This window comes from Pseudomonas sp. (assembly GCF_036387035.1).
Taxonomy (GTDB): Bacteria; Pseudomonadota; Gammaproteobacteria; order Pseudomonadales; family Pseudomonadaceae; genus Aquipseudomonas.
Window position 1 is genome coordinate 1 of the sequence record NZ_DASVUM010000067.1, and the last position, 17,494, is coordinate 17,494.

At 63.5% G+C, this 17,494-nt stretch carries 16 protein-coding genes; 4 read left to right on the forward strand and 12 right to left on the reverse strand.

Annotated features, from left to right (window positions below; translation table 11 throughout):
• The 3 genes from VF672_RS05730 to VF672_RS05740 all read left to right on the forward strand — a co-directional run.
• Window positions 1-659 (forward strand): colicin E3/pyocin S6 family cytotoxin (locus VF672_RS05730; RefSeq protein WP_331102375.1); only part of this gene is annotated, 659 nt, incomplete at its 5' end.
• An 8-nt stretch (window positions 660-667) separates the two neighbouring features.
• Window positions 668-907, forward strand: coding sequence for a pyocin S6 family toxin immunity protein (locus VF672_RS05735; protein WP_331102377.1), 240 nt, complete (start codon window positions 668-670; stop codon window positions 905-907).
• Between the two features lie 292 nt (window positions 908-1,199).
• Window positions 1,200-1,460 (forward strand): pyocin S6 family toxin immunity protein, encoded by a 261-nt coding sequence (locus tag VF672_RS05740; protein ID WP_331102379.1) that lies wholly within the window; start codon window positions 1,200-1,202, stop codon window positions 1,458-1,460.
• 510 nt (window positions 1,461-1,970) lie between these two features.
• Here the strand turns inward: VF672_RS05740 and VF672_RS05745 are convergent.
• The 12 genes from VF672_RS05745 to VF672_RS05800 form a co-directional block, all read right to left on the reverse strand.
• A complete protein-coding gene (locus tag VF672_RS05745) occupies window positions 1,971-3,062 on the reverse strand; it encodes a tartrate dehydrogenase (RefSeq protein ID WP_331102381.1) in 1,092 nt (363 codons plus the stop codon).
• Window positions 3,063-3,082: 20 nt separating this feature from the next.
• Window positions 3,083-4,543: an NAD-dependent succinate-semialdehyde dehydrogenase gene (locus tag VF672_RS05750; RefSeq protein ID WP_331102383.1), complete on the reverse strand. Its 1,461-nt coding sequence runs from the start codon at window positions 4,541-4,543 to the stop codon at window positions 3,083-3,085.
• A gap of 117 nt (window positions 4,544-4,660) precedes the next feature.
• Complete coding sequence (argE, locus tag VF672_RS05755; RefSeq protein ID WP_331102385.1) at window positions 4,661-5,818, reverse strand: acetylornithine deacetylase; 1,158 nt, start codon at window positions 5,816-5,818, stop codon at window positions 4,661-4,663.
• On the reverse strand, window positions 5,815-6,969 hold the full coding sequence (locus VF672_RS05760; protein WP_331102387.1) for an FAD-binding oxidoreductase: 1,155 nt from the start codon (window positions 6,967-6,969) through the stop codon (window positions 5,815-5,817). Before VF672_RS05760 ends, argE begins: the two co-directional genes overlap by 4 nt.
• Window positions 6,966-8,357, reverse strand: a complete 1,392-nt coding sequence (locus tag VF672_RS05765) for an FAD/NAD(P)-binding oxidoreductase (RefSeq protein WP_331102389.1) — start codon at window positions 8,355-8,357, stop codon at window positions 6,966-6,968. Before VF672_RS05765 ends, VF672_RS05760 begins: the two co-directional genes overlap by 4 nt.
• The gene (locus VF672_RS05770; RefSeq protein ID WP_331102391.1) at window positions 8,339-8,647 is read right to left on the reverse strand and encodes a (2Fe-2S)-binding protein; all 309 of its coding nucleotides are present in this window, start codon (window positions 8,645-8,647) and stop codon (window positions 8,339-8,341) included. The genes VF672_RS05765 and VF672_RS05770 overlap by 19 nt, the downstream gene beginning before the upstream one ends.
• The gene (locus tag VF672_RS05775) at window positions 8,644-10,485 is read right to left on the reverse strand and encodes an ABC transporter ATP-binding protein (RefSeq protein ID WP_331102394.1); all 1,842 of its coding nucleotides are present in this window, start codon (window positions 10,483-10,485) and stop codon (window positions 8,644-8,646) included. Before VF672_RS05775 ends, VF672_RS05770 begins: the two co-directional genes overlap by 4 nt.
• A 1-nt stretch (window position 10,486) precedes the next feature.
• Window positions 10,487-11,362 (reverse strand): ABC transporter permease, encoded by an 876-nt coding sequence (locus VF672_RS05780; RefSeq protein WP_331102396.1) that lies wholly within the window; start codon window positions 11,360-11,362, stop codon window positions 10,487-10,489.
• Complete coding sequence (locus VF672_RS05785; RefSeq protein WP_331102398.1) at window positions 11,359-12,315, reverse strand: ABC transporter permease; 957 nt, start codon at window positions 12,313-12,315, stop codon at window positions 11,359-11,361. The genes VF672_RS05780 and VF672_RS05785 overlap by 4 nt, the downstream gene beginning before the upstream one ends.
• Window positions 12,316-12,327: 12 nt before the next feature.
• Window positions 12,328-13,971, reverse strand: a complete 1,644-nt coding sequence (locus tag VF672_RS05790; protein ID WP_331102399.1) for an ABC transporter substrate-binding protein — start codon at window positions 13,969-13,971, stop codon at window positions 12,328-12,330.
• A gap of 104 nt (window positions 13,972-14,075) precedes the next feature.
• Entirely contained in the window at window positions 14,076-15,350 is a 1,275-nt protein-coding gene (locus tag VF672_RS05795) for an FAD-binding oxidoreductase (RefSeq protein WP_331102401.1), read from the reverse strand.
• A 101-nt stretch (window positions 15,351-15,451) separates the two neighbouring features.
• Window positions 15,452-16,120 (reverse strand): haloacid dehalogenase type II, encoded by a 669-nt coding sequence (locus tag VF672_RS05800; protein ID WP_331102403.1) that lies wholly within the window; start codon window positions 16,118-16,120, stop codon window positions 15,452-15,454.
• Window positions 16,121-16,640: 520 nt separating this feature from the next.
• On the opposite strand from VF672_RS05800, the gene VF672_RS05805 reads away from it, so the two are divergent.
• Window positions 16,641-17,492 carry a GNAT family N-acetyltransferase gene (locus VF672_RS05805; protein ID WP_331102405.1) on the forward strand — a complete coding sequence of 284 codons (852 nt, stop codon included), beginning with the start codon at window positions 16,641-16,643 and terminating at the stop codon, window positions 17,490-17,492.
• Window positions 17,493-17,494: the final 2 nt, after the last annotated feature.

The window sequence follows — 17,494 nt, forward strand, 5'->3', positions numbered from 1 at the left end:
CCCAGGCGACCACGCGGGTGCGTTTTCAACTGCGCCGTGATGGGGACGGCGAGTTGCAGGTGTACGGCATTCACGCCAAGGCCTCCGGCGACGATTCGGTCCGCACCGTGCAAGCCCGCTGGAATGCCGACAAAAGCGCGATGGAGGCCCATCTCAACGACATCACCATCCTAATGACGCCCCGCCGGGGACCGCTCGGGAGACTGGAACCGCTGGTCTACCCTGAAAACAGCGACGCCCGTTTAGGCACCATCCTCGTCCACCCGATCCCGGACGACACCGACAGCCAGCTCGAAGGCCTCCCCGGCGACGACATCACCGCTGAAGACTGCATCCTGGTCTTCCTCGCTGATTCCGGGCTGAGGTCGATGTATGTGGTGTATGCGCGGCCGTTTAATGGGGATCATGGGTATCATCCGCCGCCGCTGGACCTCAAAGGTTTTCCAGACGCCAAGAGAGCGGGCAGTAAAACGAACGTTCAGGGTGGTGGAACAAAGCGACGACGCTGGAAAGATAACAAAGGCCGGATATTTGAGTGGGATAGTCAGCACGGGACTGTCGAAATGTACGACAAACAAGGCAAGCACTTGGGGGAGTGTGATCCTCAGAGCGGCGAGCGAACCAAACCTGCCAAGCCCGGCCGTAAAATTGAAAAGTGAGGGTTTTTATGTTCCTTTATATATTTGGTTTTTTGTTCGACATCACCGAAGACGACTCGATGAAATTCGAAATGAAGATAGATCCGTCATTGAATGACGAAATCGTAGCGCGGCTCGGCCATGCGAGCCTGAACGCGATGGCGGAAGGGGACTGGCCGCTAACGAATGATCAGGTAGCGATGCTTTCTTCAATCACAGGACGCCAACTTCCGACCGATCTGGAGCTCCTGATAGGCGTGGTAGCGTGAGGGCATCATCGGCCTAACACTCGCTGGATAACATTATGAATCGGGAAGTCACCCCACATGGCGATCATGCAGATACAGCGCCTTTACCCTCAGCCCAACCCGGACAACTCGCCACAGTACGAAAAAGATATACCACCGGACTTAGAGCCCTTGGTTCAGAGTGTGAATGGGTTGGGCGTCTCAAAAGGACGTGCCGGCCTGCGGCCATGAACTTACAGCCGCTCAGGCTTCCGAAATACTTTCAATTCTAGACGAGCCGTCTCAGACCAGGACTGATCTACGGAATCGGAATATGCAGATAGTAATTGGGCGCGCTTACCCATCCATTAGCGGGTTTCTGGCAGATAGCAGCCAGGACGAGTCACTTAAGTTTGAGCTGGATCTAGACGAATCCCATATTCAGGAAATCCTTCCGATACTGGGTCTTCAGAGCATCAATGAAATGGCAGCAGGCGAATGGCTGCTCTCGTCTGAACAGATCATGAAACTGTCGGCACTTCTGGGCAGTCCACTCCCTACAGATTTACAGATGTTCATAGGGCTTGAAGCCTGAGCGTGAAAAGAACGTTCATAAGGGGCTGATTGATTACCGCGCTTCACCGTGAATAGATGAGCCCCCTGCCGATCGTTCCCACGCTCTGCGTGGTAACGCTGCCCCGGACGCTCTGCGTCGCTGTAGGACCGGCTTTAGCCGGGAAGAGGCCCGCGCAATCGCTATCAATTTCTCGGGGTGGCAACTGACGTTTTCCCGGCTAAAGCCGGTCCTACTAACATCAAAAGCTTGTCCGCGTTGTGCCAGGCACCTCCCTCTATCGCGCAACGGCCAACCTCCCCGCAATCGCCGCGCCCACGTCTTGCGTCGACCCCTTCCCGCCCAGATCTTTGATCGTTCCCACGCTCTGCGTGGTAATGCTGCCCCGGACGCTCTGCGTCGCTGTAGGACCGGCTTTAGCCGGGAAGAGGCCCGCGCAATCGCTACCAATTTCTCGGGGTGTCAACTGACCGGCTAAAGCCGGTCCTACTAACATCAAAAGCCTGTCGGCGTTGTGCCAGGCACCTCCCTCTATCGCGCAACGGCCAACCTCCCCGCAATCGCCGCTCCCACGTCTTGCGTCGACCCCTTCCCGCCCAGATCTGGCGTGATCGGTCCTTCGGCAATCACCTCTTCAATGGCTTGCAATATCCCGTCGTGGGCCGCGCGGTAGCGTGCGTCGCCGTTGCCGAGGAAGTCCAGCATCAAGGCGCCGGACCAGATCATCGCAATCGGGTTGGCGATGTTTTGCCCGTAGATATCGGGCGCTGACCCATGCACCGGTTCGAACAACGAGGGGTAGCGCCGCTCCGGGTCCAGGTTCGCCGAGGGCGCTATGCCGATGGTGCCGGCGCAGGCCGGGCCCAGGTCCGAGAGGATGTCGCCGAACAGATTCGACGCCACCACCACGTCGAACCGGTCCGGCTGCAACACGAACCGCGCGCACAGGATGTCGATGTGTTGTTTGTCCCAACTCACTTCGGGGTAGTTCGCGGCCATCAGTGCCGTGCGCTCGTCCCAGTACGGCATGCTGATGGAAATACCGTTGGATTTGGTCGCCGCAGTCAGGCGTTTGCGCGGCCGGGTCTGGGCCAGTTCGAAGGCGAACTTGAGGATGCGATCGACTCCGCGCCGGGTGAACACCGATTCCTGCAGCACGAATTCGTGCTCGGTGCCTTCGAACATTTTGCCGCCCACCGAGGAATACTCGCCCTCGGTGTTTTCGCGGATCACCACGAAGTCGATGTCCCCCGGCTTGCGCCCGGCCAGCGGACAGGGCACGCCGGGGAACAGGCGCACCGGGCGGATGTTCACGTACTGGTCGAAGTCGCGGCGAAACTTGAGCAGCGAACCCCACAGGGAAATATGGTCCGGCACCTTGTCGGGCCAGCCCACCGCGCCGAAGTAAATCGCGTCGAAGCCCTTGAGCTGCTCGAACCAGTCGTCGGGCATCATCTGCCCATGGGCCAGGTAGTAGTCGCAGTGGGCCCAGTCGAGCACTTCTATGCTCAGGTTCAATTCCCAGGTTTTTGCTGCCTGCTTCAGTACCCGCAATCCTTCGGGCAGGACTTCCTTGCCGATGCCGTCGCCCGCTATGGCGGCGATTCTGAATGCCTTGTTCATGTTGCGCCCCTTGCAATGGATCAGTTCAAGCCGCCGATGTGGAAGGCTTTGACTTCAAGGTACTCGTCCAGGCCGTATTTGCTGCCCTCGCGGCCGAGGCCCGATTGCTTGATGCCGCCGAACGGTGCGACTTCCATCGAGATGATCCCGGTGTTGAGGCCGACCATGCCGAATTCCAGCGCCTCGCCGAAGCGCCACGAGCGGTTCAAGTCCTGGGTGAAATAGTAGGCGCCCAGGCCAAAAGGCGTGGCATTGGCCAGCGCCAACGCTTCGGCTTCGTCAGTGAAACGCATCAACGGCGCGACCGGGCCGAAGGTTTCCTCGTTGGCCAGCAGCATGCCGGCGTGGGCCTCGGCCAAGACGGTGGGTTGTACAAACTGGCTGTCGCCAGTGGGAATCGCGCCGCAGAGCAGTCTGGCGCCCTGGCTCAGGGCATCGTCTATGTGCCGGGCCACCTTGCTGACCGCCGCAGGGTTGATCAGCGGGCCGATGGTCACGCCTGCTTCCAGGCCGTTACCGACCTTGAGCTTGCCCACCTCTTCCACCAGCCGCGCGGCGAAACGGTCGTAGATGCCGGCCTGCACCAGGATGCGGTTGGCGCACACGCAGGTTTGCCCGGCGTTGCGGAACTTGCTGATCATCACCCCCGCCACGGCCTGCTCCAGGTCTGCATCATCGAACACCACAAACGGCGCGTTGCCGCCCAGTTCCAGGCTCAGGCGTTTGATGTGCTCGGCGCTCTGGCGCATCAGCAGGCGGCCGACAGCTGTGGAGCCGGTGAAGGAAATCTTGCGCACCGCCGGGTTGCCGGTGAGTTCTTCGCCAATGCCGGCAGGCAGTCCGGTGAGGACGTTGAAGACCCCTTCCGGAATCCCGACGCGCTCGGCCAGGACCGCCAGCGCCAGCGCAGACAGCGGCGTCAGGTCCGAAGGTTTGACGATGATCGGGCACCCGGCCGCCAAGGCCGGCGCGCATTTGCGGGTGATCATCGCGTTGGGGAAATTCCACGGCGTGATCGCGGCACACACGCCGACGGGTTGTTTGAGGGTCAGCAGGCGACGGTCGCCCGTGGGGGCCGGCATGGTTTCGCCGTAAACCCGACGCGCTTCTTCGGCGAACCATTTGACGAAGCCTGCGCCATAACGAATTTCGCCCTTGGCCTCGTTCAGCGGCTTGCCCTGTTCGCAGGTCATGATCAGCGCCAGGTCGTCGAGGTTGTCGATCATCGCCTGGAACCAGCGCTCCAGCAGCGCCGCGCGATCAGCCGCAGGACGTGCGCGCCAGGCCGGCCAGGCACGTTCGGCGGCCTCGATGGCGCGACGGGTGTCGACGGCGTCCATGGCAGGGACCCGGGCGAGCAGATCACCCGTGGCAGGGTCGCGTACGTCGAGGGTGGCGCCGCTGTCAGCAGCGATCCACTGGCCATTCACATAGGCGCGTTCAGCCAGCAGGCCGGGGTCTTGCAAGCGATTCTTGAGCATGGTCGAGTCCTGATCCGAGACAGATTCCAGTCTAGGGAGCTGGCTCGAAGGAGGATGCCGAAAGCGCCTTCAAACCAGCGTGCCGTGCTGAAATTCCACTCAGGACGGCAGGCTCTGCTACGCCTTCAACGAGCCCAGCAACCCTTGCACAAAGCGCTCGCCGGCGTCCATCTGGCTGACCTCGATGAACTCGTCCGGCTTGTGCGCCTGCTCGATAGAACCCGGGCCACACACCACCACCGGCACATCGAGGCGTTGTTTGAACAGACCGCCTTCGGTGCCGAACGACACTTTCTTCATGCCGGTGTCCGGCGCGGCGAATTGTTTGAGAAAGCTCACCGCTTCGACCGTCGGGTGAGTGTCGAGGCCGGGGTAGACGTTGATGGTTTCGATCTCGATGGCCGCCACGCTGGAGAGCTTCTGCGCCTCGCGCACAATCACCTCGGCGCGCTCGCGCATCTGCTCGATGAACTGATCCAGATTGTCCGCCGGCAGGTTACGCACCTCGAAATCCAGGGTGCACAGGTTGGGCACGATGTTCAGCGCCTTGCCGCCGACGATCTGACCGACGTGCACGGTGCTGTAGGGCACGTCGTAGTCGGTGTCCTGTGCGCCATATTGTTGCAGGTGCTGCTGGCTTTCACGCAGCGAGGCGATGAAGTCGCACGCCACGTGGATGGCGTTGACCGAACGCGGCGCCAACGACGAGTGCGCCTCCTGACCCCGGCAATAGGTCCGGTACGAGCCCTTGCCCTTGTGGCCCAGCACGAACTGCATGTTGGTCGGCTCGCCGATCACGCAGAGAAACGGCCGCACCGGCGTCAGGTGCAGCACATCGAGCAAACGACGCACGCCCACGCAACCGATCTCCTCGTCATGGGAGAGCGCCAGTTGCAGCGGGCGACTAAGTGTGTGCTCTGCCGCATCGAGCATGGCGTCGATGGCCAGGGCGATGAAGCCCTTCATGTCGCAGCTGCCGCGGCCATAGATGCGACCGTCCTGAACGGTGGCGGCGAACGCCGGAAAGGTCCACGCCTGCCCCGCCGCCGGCACCACGTCGGTGTGCCCGGAGAGCAACACGCCGGGCGATTCTTTCGGTCCGGTGCTGGCGAACAGGTTGGCCTTTTTACCGCTGGTGTCTTTGACGATGAGCGACTCGATGCCCTTGGTCAGCAGCAGCTCACGGACGTAATCGATCAGGGCCACGTTGGACTCCGACGACACCGTTTCGAAGGCCATCAGCCGTTTCAGAATCTCAAGGACGCGGGGTTTCATGAGGCGTGACTCCGTTGCACGGCAGGAAGGGCGAAACGCGTGATGGAAAATGCCTCGATAGGTGTCGTGGTGCTGCCGGTGCCGAGCAGTTCGGCCATGACATCGCCGACGCCGGGGCCGAGCTGGAAGCCGTGGCCACAGAACCCGAAGGCGTAGAACAACCCGTCGACCGTGCCGCTGGGGCCCATGATCGGCAGCGAATCGGGCAGGTAGCCTTCGATGCCGCTCCACACACGGATGATGTTGAGGTTGCCCACCCCGGGCAGCAGGCGGCGCATCTGTTCGGCCTGATTGAGGATACTGCGCGGCTCCACGCAGGCGCGGCGGTTGAGCATGTCCGGCTTGCTGCGAAAGCCCCCGCCGATGACGATGTTGCCCCGGGGGATCTGGCGGAAGTAGATCACTTCTTCAGGGATCTTGGTGTACACGCCAATCACCGTCGGCAAGGCGTAGGGCACCGGTTCCGTGACGGCCATCTGCGGGCCATGGGTGTCCAGCGGCACCGGTTCGCCAAACTGCGCCGACAGCTTCTGGCCCCAGGCGCCGGCCGTGATCAACAGCTGCGCGGACTGGAACTGGCGGCCATCGGTGGTGGTGACGTGAAAGTCTGCGCCGACTTTTTCCACCTCGGCGACTTCCGTGCGCTCTTCGATCTGCGCCCCCAGTCGCCGTGCGGCCCGAGCCCAGGCCGGTGCGGCCAGTCGCGGGTTGGCGTGGCCATCGTGGGGGGCGTAGGAGCCGCCCTTGACGTCCGGGCCGAGAAAGCCGAAGCGCTGGTGCAGCTCGGCGCCACGGTAGATTTTCAGGTCCAGTTGCTCGGCTTCCGGGGCGGCGGCATAGGCCTCCAGCTCGGCGATTTCGTCTTCGCGGTAACACACGCGCATGTGCCCGCTGGGGATAAATTCAAGGTCGTCGTCGATCAATTCCGGCAGGCGTTTCCACAGCGCCCAGGAGCGATTGGCCAGCGCCAGTTGCCCGAAAAAGCGCCCTTGCCGGCGCACGTTGCCAAAGTTGACGCCGCTGGCGTACTGGCCGATCTGGTCTCGCTCCAGAAGGATCACCGACTGCCCGCGCCGACGCAGAAAAAACGCCGTCGCCGCGCCCATTACGCCGCCGCCGACAATCACCACATCTGCCTTTTGCACGCTCATGGCGACACCTCCTCGATCAGCAATGACAACGGTTTGACCGGCGCCTGCCCGCGTTGGCGACCGACGTCCTGCACCGGCACGCCGGCTTCTGCCGCAATCACTTCGGCACCCGCCTGCGAGCAGTAACGGCCCTGGCAGCGGCCCATACCAACGCGGCTGAACGCCTTGGCACGGTTGACTTCACAGGCGCCCTTTTCGTTGACCGTGCGGCGCAGTTCGCCAGCGCTGATCATCTCGCAGCGGCAAACGATCGCGCTGTCGGGCAAGGCCCTGGCCTGTTCGGCGGGCCAGGGAAACGCCTCGGCCAGGCCCAGACGAAACTGGTCCATCACCGTCAGCGCCTGTTGTTGTTCATCGCGCAGCCCGGCATTAAAAGGCTGTTTAAGGTCTTCGAGCAGCGCCAACGCCACCCGGCGACCGGCATGCTCGGCAGCGTCGGCGCCACGGATTTTCGCGCCGTCGCCGGCGGCGTAGACACCCGCCACCGACGTGCGCCCCGCCTCGTCCGTCGCCAGCCACCACTGGCTGGAGGCCTGATCGAAGGCCATGGCACAACCGGCGAGATCACCCAGCTGGGTTTCCGGACGCAAGTGATAGCCCAACGCGACAGCGTCGGCCTGCACGGTCAGCGTCCGCCCGATGCCGGTCGTGAAGCGCATACCCGCCACGCCATTGGCGGCATCGCCGAGTACTTGCTGCGGCTTGACGCCCAGGTGCACGGGCACTTTGGCGCGGTACAACTGCGCCAGCAGTTTCATCCCGGTCCACAGCACGCCCGGCCGCGCCAACAGTTTGGGCAGGGCTTTGATGCGCAGGCTGAAGGGTGAGGTGTCAAGGACGGCGGCCACCGTGGCCCCGGCTTTGACGTATTGACTGGCGACCAGGTACAGCAATGGCCCGCTGCCCATGAACACGACACGATGACCGATGGAAACGGCTTGGTTCTTCAAGGCAATCTGCGCGCCGCCCAGGCTGTAGGTGCCCGCCAGCTGCCAGCCCTCGATGGGCATCAAGCGGTCGGTGGCGCCGGTGCAGAGAATCAGCGTGTCGTAGTCCAGCGTGCTGTGGCGTCCCTGACGAACACAGCACAACTGCCCCGGTGTGAGGTTCCACACCAGGGTGTCGGGGCGGTAATCGATAGCGCCGCGCAAGCGGTCGAACGTCTGGTGCAGTGCTTGGGCCTTGTCGGCTTCGCTGCCGTACAAGGTGGCGTAATCGCGGGTGAAACCGTCCGGCTGACGGCGATAGATCTGCCCGCCATCGCGACGGTTTTCGTCGACCAGAACCGGTTTGATGCCGGCCGCCAGCAGGGTTTCGGCGCAGCGCACGCCGGCAGGTCCTGCGCCGACGATGACAACGCGATGAGTGCTTAGCTGTGCAGTGGCCATTTCGCCTCCGGTTGTGTGGTGACGATGTCCAGGCCGTCGCGCACCTCGTTGGAGCAGGCGCGCAGGCGCTCGCCGCCGCGGGTCCAGACCCAGCAATCCTGGCACGCGCCCATCAGGCAGAAACCGGCGCGGCGGCCGCTGTCGAATTCCGACTGGCGCAGTGCGTTGCCCTGGGTCAGCAACGCCACCATCAACGTGTCGCCCTGCAACGCTTCGACCGGCATGCCATCCACGGTCAGATTGACCGTCGGCCGGCCCTGTTCGGCCAGCCTCACAAAACGCCCTTTCATGCATAGGCTCCAAAGCTTGTGGGGGTGTCGCCGCGCTGGAGGGCCAGCAAATCGGCGCCGTCGTGGTGGCAGAGGATTTCGCTGCCGTTGTCCAGCGTGCGGCGGTTTGGCGCGGTGCGGTTGCACAGGCCATCGACGCGCACCGGGCAGCGATCGAGGAAGGTGCACAGCTCCGGCAGGTTGGCCCGCTCGCCGATCGGCGGCAGCTCGCCATGGGTGGCGCCGCAGGTTTCGAGCCAGCCCTGGCGCAGTTCCGGCACCGAGTGGATCAACAGGTCGGTGTACGGGTGGTACGGCGCTTCGGCAAAGGACTCGCGGCGGCCGGCGTGGACTTTGTGGCCGCTGTACATCACCACGATGTCATCGCACAGCGCGCGGACGGTGGAGATGTCGTGGCTGATGAACAGGTACGACACGCCGAGTTGCTGACGCAGGTCGCGCAGCAGTTCGAGGATCGCCGCGCCGACCACCGTGTCGAGAGCCGAGGTCACCTCATCGCAGAGAATCAGGTCGGGTTTGGCCGCCAGTGCCCGAGCCAGATTGACCCGCTGCTTCTGCCCGCCGGACAGCTCATTGGGGCGGCGATCGGCCAGGTCGCGGGGCAAGCGCACCAGATCAAGCAGCTCGCCGATGCGCGTCTGCAAAGCCGCGCCCTTGAGGCCGAAGTACATTTTCAACGGACGGCTGAGAATGGTCGCCACGCTGTGCATGGGATTGAGCGCGGTGTCCGCGTTCTGAAAGACCATCTGGATGCGCCGAAACTGTTCCGGCGTGCGCTCGGACAGGCTGCCGCCCAAGGGTTGGCCGTCGAATGTGAGGCCGCCAAGGGCCGGGGTCAACAACCCTGCCACCACGCGCGCCAGGGTTGACTTGCCCGAGCCCGACTCACCGATCACGCCGATGGCCTGACCGCGGCGTACGGTGAGGTCGATGTCCTCCAGCACGCGGATCGCCGGCATGCCGTGCAGGTTTTTGTTGCCGTAGCCGGCGGTCAGGCCGGAGATGGTCAGCAGCGGCCCCTCTTCGGCGATCACGCAGGGCGGGCGCAGGCGCGTATCGGGCCGCGCGGCCGCGAGCAGGCTGCGGGTATATTCATGGCCCGGCGCCTTGAGCAGCGGCGCGGTCGCGCTCTGTTCGAGGATCTGCCCGCCGTTGAGCACGACAATCTGGTCGGCCATCTGCGCGACCACGGCAAGGTCGTGGGAGACGTACACCGCGGTGGCGCCGCGTTCGCGCACCACCCGCTTGAACGCACGCAGCACGTCGATCTGGGTGGTGACGTCCAGCGCCGTGGTCGGCTCGTCGAGTACCACCAACAACGGGTCGCTGATCAGCGCCATGGCGGCCATCACCCGTTGCAGTTGCCCGCCGGAAACCTGATGTGGGTAGCGGCGGCCGATGCGTTCCGGGTTCGGCAGGGCCAGGTCGTGGAACAGGCCGATGGCTTTGGCTTCCAGCTCGGCGCGAGTGCCGAGGCCGTGGATCAACGCGCCCTCCACCACTTGGTCGAGGAGCTTTTTGGCCGGGTTAAACGCCGCCGCCGCGCTTTGCGCAATGTAGGAGACGCGATTGCCGCGCAAGCCCTGCAGCTGCTTCTCGCTCAACGCGAGCATGTCGTGTTCACCGACCTGCACCACACCACCGGACAACCGGCAGCCGCGTCGGGCATAACCGAGCAGGGCCAGGGCAATCGTGGTCTTGCCGGACCCGGATTCACCGATGAGCGCCAGCACTTCGCCCTTCTCCAGCGAAAAACTCACCCCTTTGACGATCTCCACTTCGCTGCCGGGGTCGCCCGCCACCACGCGCAAGTCTTCAACGCGAATCAACTGAGTCATATCAATGGCCTCCCGAGCGTCGACCGCGTCGCGATGACAGGTAGTCGATCAGCAGATTGACGCCGATGGTCAGCGTGCCGATGGCCAGCGCCGGAATGATGATCGCCAGGGCGCCCTGATTGAGGCCGCCGATGTTTTCCCGCACCAGCGAGCCGAGGTCGGCATCCGGCGGCTGCACGCCAAGCCCCAGAAAACTCATGCCGCTGAGCAACAGCACGATGTAACCGAACCGCAGGCCGAGGTCGGTCAGCACCGGGTTGAGCATGTTCGGCAGGATCTCCCGGCACGCCACGTACAAGCGGCCTTCGCCACGGGTGCGCGCCACTTGCACGTATTCCAGCGCTTCGATATTGACCGCCATGCTGCGGGCCACGCGAAACGAGCCGGGGATGTAACTGATCACCGCCGTACAAATCAGCAGCGTGACCGACGAGCCGAAGGCCGACACCATGATCAGCGCGAGCATTTTGCTGGGAATCGAAATGAAGGCGTCCATGATCCGGCTGATGACTTCATCCAGCCATTTGGGCGCAACCACGGAGAGCAGCGCGCAACCGGTGCCGAGGGTGCTGGCCAGGAGCGCCGCCACCAGTGACAAGCCCACCGTGAACCGCGCCCCCACCAGTACCCGGCTGAGCATGTCGCGGCCCAGGTAATCAGTGCCGAACGGATACGCCAGGCTGAAGCCTTCGAAGATGTTGTCGGAAACCACTTCGCCGACCGGGTGTGGCGCCACCCAAGGGCCGAACAGTGCCACCAGCAGCCAGATCACGCAGACGGCCGCGCCGACCAATCCCAGCCAGGCTGGGTTGCCGGACACCTTGGCCAGCGCCAGGGCAGAAGACGCAGGCCTGGATTTCGCAATGAGTGGGTTCATTGGTTTCTCAGCCTCGGATTGGAAAGAATGGCGCAGAGGTCGGCGAGCAACACCAGCGCCAGATAGGCCGCACAGAACAGCATGGTGCAGGCTTGCACCAGTGCCATGTCGCGGTTGGTCACGGCATCGACCATCAAGCTGGCGATGCCGGGGTAGTTGAAGATGGTTTCGACGATCACCACCCCGCCCAGCAGGTACGACAGGCTCAGGGCGATGGCATTGGCAATCGGCCCGATCGCGTTGGGTAACGCGTGGCGCAACACGATGCGGATCGGGCTGACGCCTTTGAGGCGGGCCATCTCCACGTAGGGGCTGTCGAGCTGATCGATGACGGCGGCGCGGGTCATGCGCGCCATCTGCGCGACGATCACGCAGCACAGGGTCATCACCGGCAGCGCGTACGTACGCAGAAACTGCAGCGGTGAGGTGATGTCGGTGGCGTACGACAGCGCCGAAAGCCAACCCAGGTTCACCGCGAAAATCAGCACCGCGAGGGTCGCCACCAGAAACTCCGGCACCGCGACCATCGCCAGGGTGATGAAGCTCAGGAAGCTGTCGATGCGCCCGCCCCGGCCCATGGCCGAACCGATGCCGAGTATCAGCGCCACCGGCACCGACACCAGCGCCGTCACGGCCGCCAGCATCAGCGTGTTGGGCACCCGGCCGGCCATCAATTCACCCACCGGCATCGAGTTGGACACCGACTGGCCCATGTCGCCGGTGAGCAGGCTCATCAACCAGTGCAGGTAGCGCAACACGCCAGGTTGATCCAGCCCCAGTTTCAGGCGCAGTGCCGCCACCTGTTCCGGGGTGGCGAACTGGCCGAGGGATTGCTGCGCCGCGTCGCCCGGCAGCACGGCCGTGATCGCAAACACGACCATGGACACGATCAACAGGGTCACGACCCCGGCACCGAGGCGCCGGCCGATCAACCACAGCGTATGGCTATTCATCGCACTGCCTCCTTAAGCGTCCAGCCACACCTGCTCGGCGAACATGTAGCCCATGAAGCCGCCCAATGGGTTGGAGTCGTAGCCCTTGATGCGTTGGTCGACGCCGTCGATGTTGCTGATGAACACCGGCACGCCGATGCCGCAGTGGTCATGAACCAGCGTCTGCATGTCGCCGTACATCCTGGCGCGCTTGGCGTCGTCGGTTTCGCCCCGGGCCAGCATCAGCAATTGATCGAACTGATCGTTCTGCCAGCCGGACTCGTTCCACGGCGCCTTGGACTGGAAAAACTGCGAGAACATCACGTCGGCGTTAGGCCGCGGGTTGATGTTGCCGAAGCTCAACGGGTGCTTCATCCAGTGATTGGACCAGTAGCCATCGCTGGGCAGGCGGTTCACGTCCAGCTTGAGCCCGGCCTGCTTCGCCGACTGCTGCAGCAGCACGGCGATGTCCACCGATCCCGTCGCGGCAGGTGAGGCCATGACCGGCATGGTGATGCTTTCCATGCCGGCTTTCTTGAGCAGGAATTTGGCCTTTTCCGGGTCGTAGACCGTTTGCGGCAGGTCGGTGTTGAAGTAGCGCGAGCCTGGCGCAATCGGGTGGTCGTTGCCGACCACGGCGAAGCCCCGGAATACCGCGGACTTGACCTGTTCACGGTCCAGCAGCAGCTTCATTGCCTGGGTGAATTCCGGGCTTTTGCCGGGCAACTGGTCCTGGCGAATGATCAGGTCAGTGTAGTTGCCCGACGGCGCATCGACGACGCGGTGCTTGGGGCTGGCGCTGATTCGCGTGGTGGAGCGCGGGTTGACCTCGTTGATCATGTGCACGTCACCGGAGAGCAGCGCGTTGACCCGCGACGGTTCGTCGCCGATGGCGATGAATTCGATCTCGTCGAGGTACGGCAGGCCGGGTTTCCAGTAGCTTTTGTTGCGCACCGCCACCGAACGCACGCCCGGCTTGAACTCGCCGACGGTGAACGGCCCGGTGCCAATGCCCTTGTTGAAATCGGTGGTGCCTTCGGGAACGATCAGCAGGTGCGACACGGCCAGAATCGACGGCAATTCGGCGTTGGGCGCGCTGAGGCGAATCTGCACTTCGTTCGGGCCGGTGGCCTTGATCTCGGCGAACTGCTCCATGAGCGGCATGACTTTGGAGCCGGTGAGCGGGTCCTTGTGCCGGCTGAGGGAGAACACCACGTCGGCGGCGCCGAGGCTCTTGCCGTTGTGGAAGGTCACGTCCTTGCGCAGGGTGATGGTCCACAGGGTGGCGTCGACGTTGTCGATGCGCTCGGCCAGCTCCAGCTGCGGCACCAGGTGCTTATCGAATCGGGTCAGGCCGTTGTAGAACATGTACTGACGCGCATAGTCGGTGGACAGCGCACCTTTGGCGGGGTCCAGGGTGTCGGCGGTGGAACTGGACATGCCGGCGACGCGAATCTTGCCGCCGGGCTTGCCTTTGCCCTTGCCGTCTGTGGCGGCCTCGTCGGCGAACAGTTTGCCGGCGCTGCCGAACAGGCTGCCAGCACCCGCCGCGGCGACGCCGGCCAGGCCGAGCATTTGCAATGCGTTGCGCCGCGACATGCCGCGATTCAGGCTCTCGAATACCCGCAGGCTGTCTTGGCCGGATATAAGCTCGGGGGTGTCTTTGTGGTCAGTCATAGCAAGGCTACCTGTCGATGATCGGAATATTCGAGTGCTCACGGATGTCCGGAGCGTCCTGGAAACGCAGACGACGGTGACGCAACAGCGGGCGACTCAGTGCATCAGTGCAAATAGTCCTGCAAGCGGTAATACGCGCCCACGAACGGCAGAAACCAGGGCTTGCCGAAGTGACCGGGGATCGCCGGCCATTCCAGCTCACGCCAGGGATTGGCCGCCGCGTTGCCGGCCATGACCTGGGCCATGACCTGCCCCATGTGCACCGACATCTGCACGCCATGGCCGCTATAGCCCATGGAATGAAACACGCCGCCGTGCTGGCCGGCACGGGGCAGGCGGTCGGACGTCATGTCCACCAGACCGCCCCAGCAGTAATCGATTTTGACGTTGGCCAACTGCGGGAACATGTTCAGCATGGCCGCCTGCAGCACCTTGCCGCTCTTGGCGTCGGACACACCGTCGGACATGGCAAACCGCGCACGCCCGCCAAACAGCAGGCGGTTGTCCGGGGTCAGGCGAAAGTAGTTGCCGATCATGCGGCTGGTCACGTACGCCCGATGCTGCGGCAACAACTCGTCGATCAGCGCCTGGGGCAGGACTTCGGTGGCGATGACGAAGCTGCCCACCGGCACGATCCGCCGGCGGTACCAGCCGAGGTCGCCGTGCTGGCACGCGCCGGTCGCCAGCAACACTTGCCCGGCGTGCAACGAGCCCTTGGCGGTGTTGACCTGATAACCGCCGGCCTGAGGCTTCCAGTCCTTGACCGGGGTGTGTTCGTAAATCATTGCGCCGCGCCGGGCGGCCGCTTCCGCCAAACCGACACCAAAGCGGCCGACGTGCATCTGCACACCATTGCGCTGCAACAAGGCGCCATGAAACTGCGCCGAGTTGACTTCGGCACGGGTCTGCTCGGCATTGAGCAGCTCGACGTCGGCATCCACCTCCTGGCGGATCAGCTCGCAGGTGCGGGCCAGGCCTTCGTAATGCAGGGCTTTGGCTGCCAGCTTGAGCTTGCCGTTGCGCACCAGGTCGCAGCTGATCCCTTCTTGCTCGACCAGCGAAACCACGGTTTGCACCGCGCTTTCATAGGCCTGGTAATAAGCACGCGCTTTGGCAGCACCGAGGCTGGCGTGCAAGCCGGCGTAATCCTGCGCCACGCCGGTGTTGCACTGTCCACCGTTGCGACCCGAGGCTTCGCCGATGACCCGACCGGCGTCCAGCACCACCACGCTTGCGCCTTTTAACGCCAGCGCCCGGGCCGCCGACAGGCCGGTGAATCCGCCGCCGATCACGGCCACGTCGACCTTCCCGGGCAAACCGCCGAGTTGCGCACCGGTGAAGGCCGGTGCGGTGTCGAGCCAATAGGATTCACTGCCCATCTTTAACCCCCTTGTGTTGCTGATCCGCCGCCTTGGTCCGGCGATGCGATCCGGCGATGCTGAAACGGCGCGTCTGAATCGGCGTACAGGCGAGCGGCGGGTTACAGGCCCACCAGCGCCGGCAGTCCGCCGATGTCGGTGATCTGCTGGTAACCGTAGAAGGCATTGGCAGGCACTTCATGACCGCGGGCCACGAACGCCTTGTGCTTGATCTTCATGTCGTGGGCCGGCATCAGGTCGTAACGGAAGCTGGAGGACACATGCAAGATGTCCTCCGGGCCGCAGCCAAGGTTGTCGAGCATGAATTCGAAGGCCGCGAGGCGCGGTTTGTAGGCCTGGGCCTGCTCGGCGGTGAAGACCTTGTAAAACGGCGCGCCGAGCTTGTCGACGTTGGACATGATCTGGCTGTCGCTGGCGTTGGAGAAGATCACCAGGGGGATCTTGTCGGCGATCTTCGAGAGACCGGCCGGCACGTCCGCATGGGGGCCCCAGGTCGGCACCGCGTCGTAATACAACTGGCCTTCTTCGCGGTACTCGATGCCCCAGCGTTTGCAGGTGCGGGCCAGGGCCGTCTTGAGAATCTCGTCGTAGGGCTGCCAGTCGCCCATGACCTGATCGAGGCGATAAGCCGAAAAGTCTTTGACGAACTGGTCCATCTGCTCGGCGGTGACACGGTCGGCGAACAGCTCGCGGGTCATGGTGCCCATGTGAAAGTTGGTCAGCGTGCCGTAGCAGTCGAACGTAATGAATTTGGGACGAAGAAAGCTCATGGAGTGCGGTCCTGAAGTCAGTTGAGTGTGGCGAGCGTTCGCGGCACGGGCGGCGCGGCGGTCTCGTTGCAGCACAGGTTCATTACATCACTGTGAAATCAGCATATGCCGTCTAAAACGCTCCGCGCTCAATACAAACCACCGTTTTGGTGGCTGGGCTCAGCAGAGTTTGCGGCGCGCGCCAGCCTTGGGCAGGGCCAGTGTTTGTGCGCTTTTAGAGGGCTTTGACGACGCAGAGGCTCAAGGATGGGAGGTTGAGACGGCAGAAAGTAGGGTGTGCTGATCTCGAGCGCGTGGTTCGTTCCCACGCTTCTCTTGGGGACGATCATCGGCGCTGGAACGTTCAAATAAGCCCTTGGCATTAAATGCTGCCCTCGCCCCGAAATTGAGTACGAGCTATGGCCCCGACTCACGGCGCACAACGAATCTGCCGAATGTTCGACGCCCCCTTGTCAGCCTTCACGACAGGTGGGATACAGGCGCTCAGTGCTGTTTAAATGAAGCGAAACGGAGCCTTGCCATGTCCGCCCTGCCCCACCCTTCTTATACCTACCGCCGCATGACCGTGGCCGACCTGACCGCCGCCCACGACTTGTCAGTGCAATTGAAGTGGCCCCATCGCCTGGACGACTGGGCGATGCTGCACCGGGTCAGCGACGGCTTCGTGGTGATGGACGGCAAGCGCCTGATCGGCAGCGCCTTTACCTGCCCACAGGGCGATTTCGCGACCATCGGTCTGGTGATCGTCAGCAACGATTACCAGGGCCAGGGCATTGGCCGTCGATTGATGGAGATGGCCCTCGCCGCATGCGAGTCGCGCACGCCCATCCTCAACGCCACCCTCGCTGGCAAGCCGTTATATGCCAGCCAGGGTTTTGTCGAATTTGGCCGGGTGCAACAGCATCAGGGTCAGGCCCTGGTGCCGACCATTGAGCCGTTGGCCGAGGGTGAAACCTGCCGCGCCCTCACGGCCGACGATCATGCCGCGCTGCTCGCGCTCGCCAAGGCCGCGAGCGGTCTTGACCGCAGCGACGTGCTGCGCGACCTGCAAGTGGAGCACGCCGTGGGCATCGAGCGTGACGGCCAGTTGCGCGGCTTCGCCCTGCTGCGGCCGTTTGGGCGCGGGCGCTGCATCGGTCCGGTGGTGGCGGAAGATATCCATCAGGCCAAACACTTGATCGCGACGCTGCTGGCGCAGGTGCCGGACACTTTCGTGCGCATCGACATCCCCGTGGCGTGCGGCCTCAGTGACTGGCTGGAAGCGGCGGGCCTGAAGAACATCGACACCGTGGTGCAGATGGCGCGTGGCACGGCGCCCGAGGCCAGCGAAGGTGTTCACCCTTTTGCGTTGATCACGCAGGCGATCGGCTGACT

Bases quoted from the DNA above. Each gene is read 5' to 3' on its own strand.
- VF672_RS05735 (WP_331102377.1), top strand. From the start codon at position 668: ATGTTCCTTTATATATTTGGTTTTTTGTTCGACATCACCGAAGACGAC.
- VF672_RS05740 (WP_331102379.1), top strand. From the start codon at position 1,200: ATGCAGATAGTAATTGGGCGCGCTTACCCATCCATTAGCGGGTTTCTG.
- VF672_RS05745 (WP_331102381.1), bottom strand. From the start codon at position 3,062: ATGAACAAGGCATTCAGAATCGCCGCCATAGCGGGCGACGGCATCGGC.
- VF672_RS05750 (WP_331102383.1), bottom strand. From the start codon at position 4,543: ATGCTCAAGAATCGCTTGCAAGACCCCGGCCTGCTGGCTGAACGCGCC.
- argE (WP_331102385.1), bottom strand. From the start codon at position 5,818: ATGAAACCCCGCGTCCTTGAGATTCTGAAACGGCTGATGGCCTTCGAA.
- VF672_RS05760 (WP_331102387.1), bottom strand. From the start codon at position 6,969: ATGAGCGTGCAAAAGGCAGATGTGGTGATTGTCGGCGGCGGCGTAATG.
- VF672_RS05765 (WP_331102389.1), bottom strand. From the start codon at position 8,357: ATGGCCACTGCACAGCTAAGCACTCATCGCGTTGTCATCGTCGGCGCA.
- VF672_RS05770 (WP_331102391.1), bottom strand. From the start codon at position 8,647: ATGAAAGGGCGTTTTGTGAGGCTGGCCGAACAGGGCCGGCCGACGGTC.
- VF672_RS05775 (WP_331102394.1), bottom strand. From the start codon at position 10,485: ATGACTCAGTTGATTCGCGTTGAAGACTTGCGCGTGGTGGCGGGCGAC.
- VF672_RS05780 (WP_331102396.1), bottom strand. From the start codon at position 11,362: ATGAACCCACTCATTGCGAAATCCAGGCCTGCGTCTTCTGCCCTGGCG.
- VF672_RS05785 (WP_331102398.1), bottom strand. From the start codon at position 12,315: ATGAATAGCCATACGCTGTGGTTGATCGGCCGGCGCCTCGGTGCCGGG.
- VF672_RS05790 (WP_331102399.1), bottom strand. From the start codon at position 13,971: ATGACTGACCACAAAGACACCCCCGAGCTTATATCCGGCCAAGACAGC.
- VF672_RS05795 (WP_331102401.1), bottom strand. From the start codon at position 15,350: ATGGGCAGTGAATCCTATTGGCTCGACACCGCACCGGCCTTCACCGGT.
- VF672_RS05800 (WP_331102403.1), bottom strand. From the start codon at position 16,120: ATGAGCTTTCTTCGTCCCAAATTCATTACGTTCGACTGCTACGGCACG.
- VF672_RS05805 (WP_331102405.1), top strand. From the start codon at position 16,641: ATGTCCGCCCTGCCCCACCCTTCTTATACCTACCGCCGCATGACCGTG.